This window comes from Acidimicrobiales bacterium, assembly GCA_033344915.1.
Lineage (GTDB): Bacteria > Actinomycetota > Acidimicrobiia > Acidimicrobiales > Aldehydirespiratoraceae > JAJRXC01.
On sequence record JAWPML010000001.1, the window covers coordinates 856178 to 870099 of the forward strand.

Here is a 13922-nt window from a genome sequence, read left to right on the forward strand (position 1 = left end):
GTCAACCTCGTGGAGGTTGTCTGGAGGGGCTCAGCGCAGGAGTCGGAAGGAACAACATGACCAAGAAACTCGCCAGCCTGCTGGCGATCCTGTTGGCGTTCTCGCTCATTGCCGCTGCGTGCGGCGACGACGACACCGACGACGCTGATGTCACCGGTCAGGACGACGGTGGCGACGACAGTGGCGATGACGGTGGAGACGACGGTGACGACGGTGGCGATGACAGCACCGTGACCGACGACCCCACCTGCAACGGCACCGTCAGCTACGGCATCGTCGAGCCCAGCTGGATCGACTCGTTCAACACCCAGGACTCCGAGGGCTTCGAAGTCGCTCGTCTCCTGTTCGACGGTCTGACCGACTACGGCGAGGACCTCTCGCCGGTTCCCGCCGTGGCCACCGACTGGTCGTCCAACGACGACAAGACCGAGTGGACCTTCAACCTGCGTGACGACGTCACCTTCCACGACGGCACGCCCGTCACGGCACAGTCCTTCATCGACGGCTTCAACCGCGTGGCCAACCCGGACAACCTGTCCGACGTGAGCTACCACGGTTCCTACGTCGCCAAGGTCACCGGCTGGGACACCGTCGAGGCCGGCGAAGCGACCGAGATTGCCGGTCTGGCTGCTCCGGACGAGACGACGCTGGTCATCTCGCTCGACGCACCGAACCCGATCATCCCGAAGATCATGGCCCACCCGGTGTTCTCGCCGGTGAACATGGCCGCGGTCGAGGCGGGCGGCGACGGCTACACCGACGCTCCGGTGGGCAACGGCCCCTACCAGATGGACGGTTCGTGGCAGCACGACGTGTCGATCAAGCTCGTTCAGAACGAGGCCTATCACGGCACGCCGGGCAAGCCCTGTGGCGTGGACTTCAACATCTACGACTCGTCGGAGACGATGTACCTGGAGGCCCAGGCGGGCAACCTCGACATCTCCGAGGTGCCGCCGGAGAACATCACGACGGCGTCCGACGACTTCGGTGGCAACTACATCGACGTCGAGACCGGATCGTTCACCTACCTCGGTTTCCCGAACGACACCCCGCCGTTCGACAACGTCGACATCCGTCGCGCGCTGTCGCTGGCGATCGATCGTGAAACGATCATGGAAGAGATCTTCGCAGGGACCCGCGCCCCGGCGACCGGCTTCGTGCCGCCGCTGGCTCCGGGTGCGATCGGTGAGTGCGCCAACGCGACGTACGATCCCGAGCTTGCGAAGGAGCTCTTCGACGGTGCCGGTGGCATCGAGGGCAACAGCGTCACCATCTACTTCAACACCGGTGGTGGCCACGAGGAGTGGACCCAGGCCGTGGCGAACGGCTGGCTCCAGACGCTCGGCATCGAGGCCGAGTTCGTCGGCCAGGAGTTCTCGCCGTACCTCGACGTTCTGCAGAGCGACGAGGGCGTCGACGGTCCGTTCCGTCTCGGCTGGGGCTGGGACGCCCCGTCGGCCTCCAACTTCCTCGGCCCGCTCTACGGCAGCGAGTCGACGGACAACTACACCGGCTACGCCAACGACGCGTTCGACGCCGCGATGGTGGAGTTCAACTCCGCCCCCACGGAAGAGGACGGGTTCCCGGCACTGGCCACCGCGCAGGAGATCCTGTGCGAGGACGTTCCGGTCGCGCCGATCTACTTCGGTCGGGGCCAGAAGGTCTACACCGACAACGTGTCCAACGTGATCTACTCGGTGTTCGGCTTCACCCTGCTCGAGCAGGTGGAAGTCGCGAGCTGACGCTCGATGTGATGTGATTGGCAGCCGGGGCGGCGCGACCGCCCCGGCTGCTCTCACTTTTCCCACATGTTCCGATACTTCGTTCGCCGGGTGCTCCAGCTCATCCCGGTCTTCTTCATCACCACTGCGCTGATCTTCATCGTCGTCCGTCTTATTCCGGGCGACCCGATCCAGGCGCAGTTCGGTGAACGGCGCATCCCCGACACGCTGCGCGCCGCATACGAGGAGCGCTACCACTTCAACGAGCCCCTGTGGAAGCAGTACTTCCTCTACATGGGCGACGTCCTCACCTTCGATCTCGGCGACTCGATCGCCACCCAGCGCCCCATCAACGACATCTTCCGCGAGTCGCTGCCCCGCACCATGCGCCTCGCCGGGTTGGCCGTCGCCTTCCAGGCGATCATCGCGATCCCGCTCGGCATCTGGATGGCCCGCAAGAAGGACAGCTTCTTCGACAACGCATCGCTGGTCGTCACGCTGGTGATGCTGAGCATTCCCCCGTTCGTCCTCGGGTTGCTCGCCCAGATCTACCTCGGCGTGAAATGGAACCTGTTCCCCGTGTCCGGCGTGAACGACGGCTGGTACTCCTACGTGCTGCCCGCGCTGGTGATCGCGACGTCGATCACCGCGGTGACGGCCCGGCTCATGCGCACGACCCTGCTCGACGTGCACCGCGAGGACTACCTCCGCACCGCGCGGGCCAAGGGGCTCAGTGAACGGCGCGTGTTCACGGTCCACGGCCTGCGCAACGCGATGATCCCGGTCGTCACCGTGCTCGCCATCGACCTCGGCGCCCTGCTCGGCGGCACGATCGTCACCGAGTCGGTGTTCAACATTCCCGGGATCGGCTTCCGTATCACCCGCGCTGTGGTCCAGCGGGACAACACGATCATCACGGGCATCTCGATCTTCCTCGTGATGGCGTATCTCGTGATCAACCTGATCGTGGACATGATCTACGCCTGGCTCGATCCGAGGATCCGGTATGACTAGCCCGCTCGACGACCGCAACCTCACGGCCGCCGCGGCATCCATCGCCACCCCGGGTTTCGACGCGGAGGCGGTGGGCGATCCCCGCACGTTCTGGGGCGACGCGTGGCGGATCCTGCGCCGCAAGTGGCTCTTCTGGATCAGCCTGTTCTTCATCGTGGTCTTCGTGACGATGGCCATGTTCCCGGGTGCCTACGTGTGGCCCTCACCGGGACCCGACGACCCGAGCGGCCTCTACTGCTTCCTCAGCGACAACCGCATGCCGCCGTCCGGTGAGCACTGGTACGGCACCGACGTGCAGGGGTGCGACTACTACGCCCAGGTCACCCACGGCGCCCGCATCTCGCTGACCGTCGCCCTGTTCGCCACGATGATCACGGTCGGCGTCGGCATCCTGCTCGGCGGGCTCGCCGGCTACTACGGCGGATTCCTGGACAACCTCATCTCCCGGATGGCGGACGGGTTCTTCGCCCTTCCCTATCTGGTCGGCGCGATCATCGTCCTCAGCGCGCTCACGACCCAGACGGGCCGGCAGACGTGGCACGTCGCCGTGGCGATCGGGTTCCTCGGGTGGCCGGCGGTGGTCCGGCTGTACCGATCCACCGTGCTGCAGGTCAAGAACCTGGAGTACGTGCAGGCGGCACGCGCCCTGGGCGCGTCCGACTTCCGGATCCTGACCCGCCACATCCTCCCGAACGCCGTCGCGCCGACCCTCGTCTACGCCACCATCGGGATGGGCTCGGTCATCTCGGTCGAAGCGACCCTGTCCTTTCTCGGCGCCGGCCTGCCGATCGACTCGATCTCGTGGGGCATCATGATCAGCGAGGCTGGCACCCGCGTCCAGCAGTCGCCCCACCTGTTGCTGTTCCCCGGTGGTTATCTCGTCGTGGCGAGCCTCTCCTTCGTGCTGATGGGTGAGCAACTGCGGGAAGCCTTCGATCCGAGGTTCCGTTGATGACCGAGACCAACGTCGTGTTCGAGCCAGCGGTGCGCACCGGCGAGACCCTGCTCGAGGTCGACGATCTCACGGTCGTCTTCGACACCGAGGACGGCGTCGTCCAGGCCGTGTCGGACATGACGTGGTCGCTCGCGGCCGGCGAGACGTTGGCCATCCTCGGCGAGTCCGGGTCGGGGAAATCCGTGTCCGTCCAGACGCTGATGGGGCTCATCCCGCAACCGCCCGGCCGGGTGGTCAAGGGGAGTATCCGGTATCGGGGCGAGGAGATCATCGATGCGTCGCCGGCCGAGTATCGGCGGATCCGCGGCCCGGAGATCGCCATGATCTTCCAGGACCCGCTCAGCGCGCTGAATCCCGTCTACCGGGTCGGTTGGCAGATCGCCGAGATGTTCCGGGTCCATCGCGGCGCGAGTCGGGCCGACGCGAAACAGCAGGCGATCGCTCTGATGGAGCGCGTCGGCATCCCGAACGCGGCCCGGCGAGCTCGCCAGTACCCGCACGAGTTCTCCGGAGGTATGCGGCAACGGGCGATGATCGCGATGGCCCTCGCGCTCGACCCGAAGGTGCTGATCGCGGACGAACCCACGACCGCCCTCGATGTCACGGTGCAGGCCCAGATCATGGAGCTGCTCCAGGAGATCCAGCGCGACACGGGGATGGGCCTCGTGCTCATCACCCACGATCTGGGCGTGGTCGCGAGCGTGGCCGATCGGGTCGTCGTCATGTACGCCGGGCGGGCGGTCGAGAGCGGTCCCGCCGATCCGTTCTATGCCGCCCCCGCCCACCCCTACTCGCAGGGTCTGATGAACTCGGTGCCCCGATTGCTGGGTGAGCGCGCTCGCCTCGAGTCCATTCCGGGATCGCCGCCGAGTGCCATCGGCATTCCGACGGGCTGCGCCTTCCATCCACGGTGCCCACACGCCCAGGACCAATGCCACGAGACCCGCCCCGAGTTGGTGGAACTCGCTGATCGCCCGGGTTCGGCGGCATGTCTGCGGATCGGAGAGTTCTGATGACCGCGACCGCGCCGACCCCGCCTCCGGCCCCGGCCGCCCACGACCTTTCGGCCCTGTTGTCCGTGCGCGGCCTCGTCAAGGAGTTCCCCCAGCGCGGCGGGCTCCCTGGTCGCCCGTTGCCACCCGTTCAGGCGGTGTCGGGCGTCGACTTCGACGTGCGCCCCGGCGAGACCCACGGCCTGGTGGGTGAGTCGGGATGCGGCAAGTCGACGGTGGCGCGCACGGTGATCCAGCTCGAGAAGCCGACTGCGGGCGTCGCCATGTTCGACGGCACGAATCTGTTCGAGATGAAGGGTCAGGAGCTTCGCCGCGCCCGCCGCAACATCCAGATCGTGTTCCAGGACCCGTTCGCCTCGCTCAACCCCCGCATGACCGTGCAGACGATCATCGAGGAGCCGCTGGTCATCCACGGAATGGACTCCAAGTCGGATCGGGCGGAGCTCGTGGGTGACCTCCTCCAGCGCGTCGGCCTCAGCCCCGAGCACGCGAACCGCTACCCGCACCAGTTCTCGGGCGGTCAACGTCAGCGGGTCGGCATCGCCCGTGCCCTGGCCCTCGAGCCGAGGCTGATCATCGCCGACGAGCCCGTGTCGGCCCTCGACGTGAGCATCCAGGCCCAGGTGGTCAACCTCCTGCGCGACATCCAGGAGGAGAGCGGCGTCGGCTATCTCTTCATCGCCCACGATCTCGCGATCGTGCGCAACATCTCCGATCTCGTGTCGGTCATGTACCTCGGCAAGATCGTCGAGACCGGCACGCGCGACGAGATCTTCGATTCGGCGTCGCACCCCTACACGAAGGCCCTGCTCTCCGCGGTTCCCGAACCCAACCCGGTCACCGAGCGGGTCCGGCGGCGGATCGTGCTCGAAGGCGACGTGCCGTCTCCGGCCGATCCACCGTCGGGTTGCCGCTTCCGCACCCGCTGCTGGAAGGCGCAGGAGCAGTGCATCCACGAGGAGCCGGCGCTGATCGACCGGGGTGCCGGTCATCCGGTCGCCTGCCACTTCCCCGAGTGACGGCGGGCGGGCACGTCACCCGACGTTCTTGAGCGCCTCGCGTTTCGACAACCCGGAGAGTTCCTCGGCCCACCGGTCGACATAGCCCACGACCCACACGGGGTCGGTCTTGGCGTACTGGCGCAGCGCCCAGCCGATCGCCTTGCGCAGGAAGAACTCCGTCGAGTCCATCGACGCTTCGATCGCGTGGGTCAGTAGGTCGAGATCCGTGTCTTGCGCGAACTTCAGCTGGCAGAGGATCGAGGTCCGGCGCCGCCACATGTCTTCGTCCGTCGCCCACTCCCACATCACGGGGCCGACGACCGCGGAATCCCGCCGGAGCATGAGGCCCATGTGGTTCGCGGCGAGCTCGTCGACATGGTCCCACCAGGCGCCGGTGACGATCATCTCCTCGATGACGGGCAGCGCGTCGGCGTCGAGCCATCGCTTGTTCGGCGGGCGGATCGCGATCTCGGTCGCGGCATAGCGCTGCTCCCGATGGGTGGCGCCCCGCCAGATCTCCAGCACCCCCGCGGCCCAATCCTCCCGGTCGCCGAACGGGAACTCCCGGGCAACGGATCTCGCGATCGAGCGGACCTCCGGTGCCCGGACGCCGTGGAACGGCAGGTCCGACTTCATGTACGCCTGCTGTCCGGGAGCCCGCTCCGGGTCGCCGGCGGCGGTCAGTCGCGAGAGGAGCTCGTCGCGACGCCGGCTCACGCCTCGGTGCCGACCACCGTGAGACCGGCGAGCGAGCGCAGGAGGTCGACTTCCTCGAGATGGAGCTCGATGAGGTGCTCGAGGTCCGGCACGAGTTCGCGGCAGGCGACCAGGCCGAGGTCGAGCGTGTCGCAGTAGCTCTGCACCGTGATGTTGAGTCCCTGACCGTCGACGACGGTCGAGACGGGGACGTAGTGACGGACCACGGCGCCGCCCATGGTGAGCGGTTCACGCGGACCCGGCACGTTGGAGATCACGACGTTGGCCGGCTGGGGCGCGTTGTCGGCAACCCGGGGGTTGGTGGCGAGCCGGGCGGCCTGCATCGCGAGACGGCCCGGCGCGAGCGACGCGATGTCGACGAGCAGGTCGGCCGGCAGGAGGTCGTGGACCTTCTTTCCGTCGGCCATCGTGGTGCCGACGGCGGCGATGCGGGCGGCTGGGTCGTCCTCGTTCGTGGGGATCACGGCGAAGATGCTCGACACGCGGTTCGTCCACGGATCCTCTTCCTCACCGGTGCGGATCGAGACCGGCACCATGGCCACGAGAGGATCGTCGGGCAGGGCGTCGTGCTCGAGGAGGTAGCGACGCAGCGCACCGGCGCACATCGCCATCACGACGTCGTTCACGGTGCAGCCGAGCGCGGTCTTGATCGCCTTGATGTCCTCGAGGGGGATCGACCGCCAGGTGAACCGCCGATTGGCGGTGATCGTGTGGTTGAACGGGGTGCGGGGCACGCCGTGCAGTGCGGAGGCGAGCTTGCCCCGGTCCTCCGAACGGCCGGCCTGGATCGCGCTCTTGATGAAGGCGCGCTGCCAGCGCAACATGCGGGCAGGGCGGCGGGCCAGATCGACCATCGCCCGGGCCAGTACCTCGTTCGGCGGCGGGATCCGGTCACCCTTGGGGATCGGCGGCGCCTCCTCACGGAGATCCAGCAGCTCGCCTTCGGTGAACATCTGGTGGGTGAGCATCGCCCCCGCCGCGCCGTCGATGGTGGCGTGGTGCATCTTGGTGAACACGGCGAAGCGGTCGTGCTCGAGGCCCTCGATCACGTAGGCCTCCCACAAGGGCTTTCCCCGGTCGAGGGGGCGGCCGATCAGGCGCGAGACCAGGGCGTCGACCTCGGCCGGGCCGCCGGGGGCGGGGACGGCGACGTGGCGGATGTGGAAATCGAGGTCGAAATCGGGATCCTCGGCCCAGTACGGGTGGTCGATGCCGAACGGCACCTCCACCAGACGGCGGCGCAGCGGCACGAAGTCCACGACAGCCCGCTCCATCCGGGCCCGGTACTCCTCGTAGGCGTTGTACGTCGGATCGTCGGGCCGGTCGAAGATCAGGATGCTGCTGACGTGGCCGAAACTGCGACCCGTCTCCAGGTACAGGAAACTCGCATCGATCCCGGAGAGCTGTGTGAGTCCCATGTCGGCTCCTTGCCGTCGGTCGTCTCGGTTGTCTGATGCGGCGGGTCAGCCGGTGAACGCTGTTATCAGGTCGGTCCACCGTGCCACGTCGTCGTCGGTCTCCGCCACCACGAGCTCGGCGTTCGGTAGGGCATCGGCCACCCGCCGGGCCGTGTGGACCGGTCGGAGCGGATCACCCTTGGACGCCAGGATCAGTGTGGGGATGTCGAGCCGCGCCAGGTCCTCCGGATGGGGCAGATTGCTGCGAGCGGAGCCGACGAGGGCGGCGACATAGCGCTGGCGCGGTGTGTTGACGAGGCGGCGGAAATGGGCCGCGTGGTACGCGGCGAGCGTGCCGGAGCGGTACTGGGGCAGCGGGACGAATCGTCCGGCGGCGCGGATTGGCTCGGTGAGGCCGGTCACGGCGCTGACGCCGAGCAGACCGAGGAGGCCGGCGGCCGGCGCCCGCCACACCCAGCCGTTGGGGAGCCCGGCGAGCACCAGACGATCCACCCGCTCGGGGGCGAGGTGAGCGGCCCACAGCGCCGTCGCCGCGCCGGTCGAGAATCCGCCGAGGGTGGCCGACGCCAGTCCGACCCGCTCGCAGAGTTGGATCAGATCGTCGCCCCGTGACTCCCACGTGTGGTCGCCGGGATCGGCCACCCCGGCGGAGCGGCCATGGCCGACCGCGTCGTAGCGGATCAGGCGGTTGGTGTGGGAGATCTGCTTGAAGTCGACGACGGGGGTCGCGTCGTCGTCGTCGATGCTCGAGAACACGTCGTGGGCCCACACGATCGGATCGCCCCAGCCCTTGGAGACGATGCGGAGCCCGAAGCCGTGGACGAGCTCGACGCGGTCCTCGGCCAGTGCGTCGCCCGGCAGGGCGTGGAGCTCAGGCATCGACGGGGCCCCGGGCCACGACCGAACTCGCCCATCGCTCGACGGCGCGGATCACGTGGGTGGCGCGCACACCGCCGATCACGTCGAACGCGTGGTGGGCATGGGGCAGTTCGACGAAGTGGCTGTCCGGACTGATCTCGACGAGCGCCCGTCCGAAGTCCCGGCTCTCGGCGATCGGCACGAGCGTGTCGTAGGCGCAGCTCACGGCGAACATCGGCGGGCTGTCGGGGTGGAGGCGGGTGATGGGGGACAGGGCGTTCCACCCGACGGGGTCGTCCGCGTGGCGGGTGCTCATCACCATGCGGTCGAGGAAGGGCGTCATCCGGGAGCGGCCCCGATGACCGGCCGCGTCGGTCATGTCGAAGACCCCGTACATGGGCGCGGCCGCAGCCACGGAGCAGTCTGCGTCCTCGAACCCCGGCTGCAACGACCGATCACCGATCGTGAGGGCGGCGAGGGCGGTGAGGTGCCCGCCGGCACTGCCCCCGGTGACGAGGATCTGACCGGCGTCGCCGCCCCACGACGGTGCCTGCTCGCGGATCCAGGCGATCGCCCGTTTGACGTCGTGGACGGCGGCCGGGAGCCGGTGCTTGGGTCCCATGCGGTAGTTGATCGCCACGCCGATCCAGCCCTGCGCGGTGAAGTGCGAGAGAAGAGGCTGTCCCTGCTGCTCCTTCTTGCCGGCGACCCAGCCGCCGCCGTGGATCTGGAGCACGATGGGCGCACCGACGCGTTCGGCCGGCAGGTACACGTCGGCGTGGTTGCGGGCTTCGGGTCCGTAGGTCTCGTTGCGGCGGATCTCCACGCCCTCGAACGACGGACGCAGGGTCGCACGCAAGCGCACCGGCGAGCGATCGACATCGAGCGTGCGCAACACGGGGACCTGAGCGTCGAGCACGTCCGGCACCCGGCGGGATCGGCGGTCGGCGAGAACCAGCAGGAGCCATCCGGCCACGGTGAGACCGAGGCCGACGAACCCGATGGGCTCGTCGAGCGCCCCGACGGCGACCCACACCGCGGTCACGACCATCTGGACGGGAATGAGGGCGCGCCCCAACTCGGCCATGAAGAAGCCCGTGATGGTGCTCGGCAGGCCGATGATCACCGGTGGGCGGCCGTTGGCGACGAGTGCGCCGACGAGTCCGAAGCCCGCGAGGATCGTGAAGATCTCCGGAATCATCGGGCGGCGACCCTCGCCCGGACGTGATCGCGGAGATCGACGACCGCGGTGTCGGGCACGAGTTGTTCGGCCCGCTCGGCGACATCGGTGATGGCTTCGGCCACCAGAGCGCCGAAGCCGTCCTCGACACAGGCGATGTGGCCGCCGTCGTAGCGGTAGATCTTCGTGCCGGGGATCGCGGCGGCGAGCCCGTACTGCGCCTCTGGCGGCACGGCCCGATCCCGCTGGGTGATGACGACGGCGGTCGGCACGTCGATCGATCCGATCCACCCGGACGACGAGTAGGTGCCGATCGCGAATCCGGCCTCGCTCACCATGCGCCACGAGTGACGCTGCATCTCCGCGCGGGCCCACTTCGTGAGCGTCTGCGGTCGGTTGGCTCCGCGCACGTCACGCGTGACTTGGCGGGCGAGGGCGGAGGGGAAGGTCGTCGGCGCGGCACCGGCCCGCAGGCCGGCCGCGAGCATGGCCGCCGCCCCGCCCATGGCGAAGCGGGCGCCGCCGTGTTGCACGAGGTCGAAGCCGGTCGCGGCGAACACCAGGCCGGCGACGCGGTCGGGATGGCGATGCCACAGCTCCTGGCCGATCGGTCCGCCGAGCGAGTAGCCGACGACGATCGCCTCGTCGATGGCGAGGACGTCGAGCAGGGCGGCGAGATCGTCCGCGGCGTCGGCGATCGTGAAGCGCGAGCGGGTGCGTATGCCCCGCCCGTGACCCCGGTTGTCGGCGGCGAGGACGTGGAAGTCGTCCTCGAGTGGCGCGAAGGTCGTGAGCCAGTTCAGGCCGGCCGATGCCATCCAGCCGTGGACGAGCAGCACGGTGGGACCGTGGTCGCGCTGGTTGAGTTCGCGCACGAAGGTGGTGCCCCGCTCGGGCAGCAGCACCCGATGGCCCGCCGGAATCGGCAGTTGTCCGTCGCTCTCGAGCATCGATCTCACCTCGGCGCGCAGCGTACCGGCGCCCGCGGGGCCGGTCGATGGACCATTCGGGCTACTGCGCATCGAGCAGGTCCTGGACACGGTTGCGGCGGATCTTGCCCGTCGCGTTGCGGGGAATGTCGGAGACGACGAGGACCCGCTTGGGGGCCTTGAACGTGGCGAGCGAGGCTTTGACCGCCGTCCGGAGGGCGACGGGGTCGAGCGTGGTGCCCGGGCGGGGGACGACGACGGCGCCGACGACCTGACCGAACTCGTCGTCCGGGATGCCGACGGCGGCGGCATCGATCACGCCGGGGAGCCCGAGGAGGAAGTCCTCGATCTCGCCGGGGAACAGGTTCTCACCGCCGCTGACGATCATGTCGTCGGCCCGACCCGTGACATGGAGCAGCCCGTGTTCGTCGAGGTGGCCGATGTCGCCGGTCTCCATGTAGCCGTCCACGACGCGCTTGGTGCCGCCGCCGGTGTAGCCCTCGAAGTGGGCCCCGTTGCGGGCGACGATGCGGCCGGTCTCGCCATCGGCCACCTCGCGGCCCGCGTCGTCCAGCAGACGGATGTGGGCGCCGATGGGCGGGCGGCCGGCGCATCCCGGTGATCGGCGGAGATCGGCGGGGCCGGCGACGGCGACGTGGCCGACTTCGGTCGACCCGTAGAAGTTGTGCAGGGTGTCGCCGTAGGCGTCCATCCATCGCTGGGCGAGGGGGCCCGACAGGGCGGAACCACTCGTCGCGGTCAGCCGGAGGTTGCCGGCGATGAAGGCGTCGCCTTCGGGGAGCACGTCGAGGATGCGCTGGAGCATGACCGGGACGGCGAACAGCTCCTCGGTGCGTTGGTGGCCCATGTCGGCGATGGTGCGCTCGGCGTCGAAGACCCGGCGCATGCGGATCGCCTGGGCGAACGTCGCCCCCAGGGCCAACTGGCTCAGGCCCCACGCATGGAACAACGGGGCGGCGACATAGCTGCGGGCCCCGCGGTGACGAGGGAGGGCGAACAGGGCGCCGACCGCCGCCGCATCGACGGAGGTGCCCCGGCGGGCGCCCTTCGGCGTGCCGGTGGTGCCGGAGGTGAGCAGGACGCCCGTCGGTGGCGCAGACCGCAGGCGCGGGTTGAAGGCGATGCGGGGCGGCGAGAGGTCCGGCACGCTCCAGGCGGCGTCGCCTTCCGGCGCGACCACGTAGGAGCTGCAACCGACATCGTTCACGATGGACGTGAACTCGTCGTCGTGGAACACCACCACGGCCTTCTCGCGGGCGACGACCGCCTTGAGCTGGTCGACGCCGAAGCCGGTGTTGAGGTAGACGGGGACGGCGCCGATGCGGGCGAGGGCGGCGTTGAGCTCGACGAATCCCCGGTGGTTGCGACACAGAAGACCGACCCGATCGTCCGCCTCGATGCCGGCCGTGCGCAGGGCGACGGCCAGCTTCTCGATGCGCATCACCAGCTGGAGGTAGGTGAGCGAGCCGATGTCGTCGGTGATCGCGACCCGTCTCGGGAAGCGGAGCGCCGCCATCGTGTAGGGCATCGCCAGCGACGGCCCGGTCGCCAGGAAGGCGCCGGTGGCGGCGGCGGGCATGGTCGGGTCGAGTAGGCCGAGATGCCAGCTGCGGCGGGCGAGTTCCACCGGGGAGAGGTCGGTTGCCATCAGGACGAAGTCGCAGTCAGGAGTCGTGCCCGGGACGGCGGTCGTCCTCGGCATCGGGGTCGCCGGTGTAGCCCGGGGGATACGTGCGGGCAAGTTCGGCCGGCGTCGGGGTGTGGGCGAGTCGGGACGCGTCCGGGAGCAGATCGCTGATGGCCTGCATGATCCGCTTGGTGTCGGCGTCCTCACTGCGGTACTTCAGGTCGACGGGTGCGCCGACGGTCGCGGTCACGAGCGGTGGATCGGCGAGGTTGAGCTGGGGGAGCCGGGCACTGCGGGGCCAGACCTGCTCGGTGCCCCAGAGCCCGACCGGGATCACCGGCACGCGGGCTTCCCTGGCCATGCGGGCCGCGCCCCAGCGCCCCTTCAATTCGGGATCGAAGAAGGCGGGACCGCGGGGGATCGTGCCCTGGGGCATGACCATCACGATGTCGCCCGCCCGCAGGGCGCTGATCGCCGCGTCGAGCGGCTCGTCGGATCCGGTGCCCCGGTCGACGCGGATGCCGCCGGCGGCGACGGCGAGGTCGCCGAGCACCGGGACATCGAACACTTCCTTCTTGCCGAGGTAGCGGGCGTTGCGCCCGGCCCGCGCGATCACGAGCGACATCACGGTCGGGTCGAAGTAGCTGCGATGGTTGCCGACGATGATCGCACCGCCCTCGGTCGGGACGTGCTCGAGCCCCGAGAGTTCGATCCGGGCGTTCGGCACGAGTTCGGGTCGGACGAACGGCCGGGTGAGGTCCTGCAGCTCGCGCCCGGCGATCTTGACGACGCCGGGGGGCTTGTCGAAGTGGCGGATCTCCCAGCGTCGGACGGTGGCGAGGGCGGCGAGGCGGAGGTCGGGATTCACGGCGACCGGGTGGCCGACCGCCTGGAGCATCGAGGCGTCGAAGTAGGAGTCCGAGTAGGCGTAGGACTCGTCCAGGTCGAGGTTCTCGGCCTCGGCGAGCGCCCGGACGGCGCGTCCCTTGGCTCGTCCCCAGACCATGGGCCCGTCGGTCTCGCCGGTGAACACCTTGCCGGACACGCCCCACCCGGTGGCGAGGAGATGGTCGAACCCGAGGCGGGCCGCGAGCGGCTCCGCGAGGGGGCGCGGTGTCGCGGTGGCCATCACGATGGTGCGGCCCGCGGCACGATGGCCGGCGATGATCTCGTGGGCGTACGGGAGGATGGCCTCCTCGAGCTCCGCCGCGGCCTTGGCGGCGGCACGGGCGACGGCCTCGACGTTCCAGCCGCGGGCGGTGCGGGCGCCGAGCCGGCCGAACTGCACGAGGACGCCGCTCTCGCCGAGGAGGTCGTAGGACTTGTAGAAGAGGTCCGAGAGTGGCGACGGACGCCGGTCGCTGAGTCCCGCCTCGACGAGGTGGCGCTGGAACACCTGGATCGACGCGAACGGGACGAGCGTGCGATCCAGGTCGAAGATCGCGGCGGGGGTGGACGGGGCCATCGG

At 69.2% G+C, this 13922-nt stretch carries 12 protein-coding genes; 5 read left to right on the forward strand and 7 right to left on the reverse strand.

Annotated elements, in window-relative coordinates:
• The first annotated feature begins 56 nt into the window (after positions 1-56).
• From R8F63_04145 to R8F63_04165, 5 genes are all read left to right on the forward strand, one after another.
• Positions 57-1742 (forward strand): ABC transporter substrate-binding protein, encoded by a 1686-nt coding sequence (locus R8F63_04145; GenBank protein ID MDW3217782.1) that lies wholly within the window; start codon positions 57-59, stop codon positions 1740-1742.
• Positions 1743-1808: 66 nt separating this feature from the next.
• The gene (locus R8F63_04150) at positions 1809-2735 is read left to right on the forward strand and encodes an ABC transporter permease (protein ID MDW3217783.1); all 927 of its coding nucleotides are present in this window, start codon (positions 1809-1811) and stop codon (positions 2733-2735) included.
• Positions 2728-3687 (forward strand): ABC transporter permease, encoded by a 960-nt coding sequence (locus tag R8F63_04155; protein ID MDW3217784.1) that lies wholly within the window; start codon positions 2728-2730, stop codon positions 3685-3687. The genes R8F63_04150 and R8F63_04155 overlap by 8 nt, the downstream gene beginning before the upstream one ends.
• A complete protein-coding gene (locus R8F63_04160) occupies positions 3687-4703 on the forward strand; it encodes an ABC transporter ATP-binding protein (protein MDW3217785.1) in 1017 nt (338 codons plus the stop codon). The genes R8F63_04155 and R8F63_04160 overlap by 1 nt, the downstream gene beginning before the upstream one ends.
• The gene (locus tag R8F63_04165; protein MDW3217786.1) at positions 4703-5722 is read left to right on the forward strand and encodes an ATP-binding cassette domain-containing protein; all 1020 of its coding nucleotides are present in this window, start codon (positions 4703-4705) and stop codon (positions 5720-5722) included. Before R8F63_04160 ends, R8F63_04165 begins: the two co-directional genes overlap by 1 nt.
• Positions 5723-5737: 15 nt before the next feature.
• Here the strand turns inward: R8F63_04165 and R8F63_04170 are convergent, their stop codons facing one another.
• The 7 genes from R8F63_04170 to R8F63_04200 all read right to left on the reverse strand — a co-directional run bounded on the left by R8F63_04170 (position 5738) and on the right by R8F63_04200 (position 13919).
• A complete protein-coding gene (locus R8F63_04170; GenBank protein MDW3217787.1) occupies positions 5738-6421 on the reverse strand; it encodes a DNA alkylation repair protein in 684 nt (227 codons plus the stop codon).
• The gene (locus tag R8F63_04175) at positions 6418-7839 is read right to left on the reverse strand and encodes a wax ester/triacylglycerol synthase family O-acyltransferase (GenBank protein ID MDW3217788.1); all 1422 of its coding nucleotides are present in this window, start codon (positions 7837-7839) and stop codon (positions 6418-6420) included. The genes R8F63_04170 and R8F63_04175 overlap by 4 nt, the downstream gene beginning before the upstream one ends.
• A gap of 45 nt (positions 7840-7884) precedes the next feature.
• Positions 7885-8718, reverse strand: a complete 834-nt coding sequence (locus R8F63_04180) for an alpha/beta fold hydrolase (protein ID MDW3217789.1) — start codon at positions 8716-8718, stop codon at positions 7885-7887.
• Complete coding sequence (locus R8F63_04185) at positions 8711-9898, reverse strand: alpha/beta hydrolase (GenBank protein ID MDW3217790.1); 1188 nt, start codon at positions 9896-9898, stop codon at positions 8711-8713. Before R8F63_04185 ends, R8F63_04180 begins: the two co-directional genes overlap by 8 nt.
• Positions 9895-10827, reverse strand: coding sequence for an alpha/beta fold hydrolase (locus tag R8F63_04190; protein MDW3217791.1), 933 nt, complete (start codon positions 10825-10827; stop codon positions 9895-9897). Before R8F63_04190 ends, R8F63_04185 begins: the two co-directional genes overlap by 4 nt.
• Before the next feature lie 61 nt (positions 10828-10888).
• A complete protein-coding gene (locus R8F63_04195; GenBank protein MDW3217792.1) occupies positions 10889-12475 on the reverse strand; it encodes an AMP-binding protein in 1587 nt (528 codons plus the stop codon).
• A gap of 16 nt (positions 12476-12491) precedes the next feature.
• Entirely contained in the window at positions 12492-13919 is a 1428-nt protein-coding gene (locus R8F63_04200) for an HAD-IB family hydrolase (GenBank protein ID MDW3217793.1), read from the reverse strand.
• Between the last annotated feature and the right edge of the window lie 3 nt (positions 13920-13922).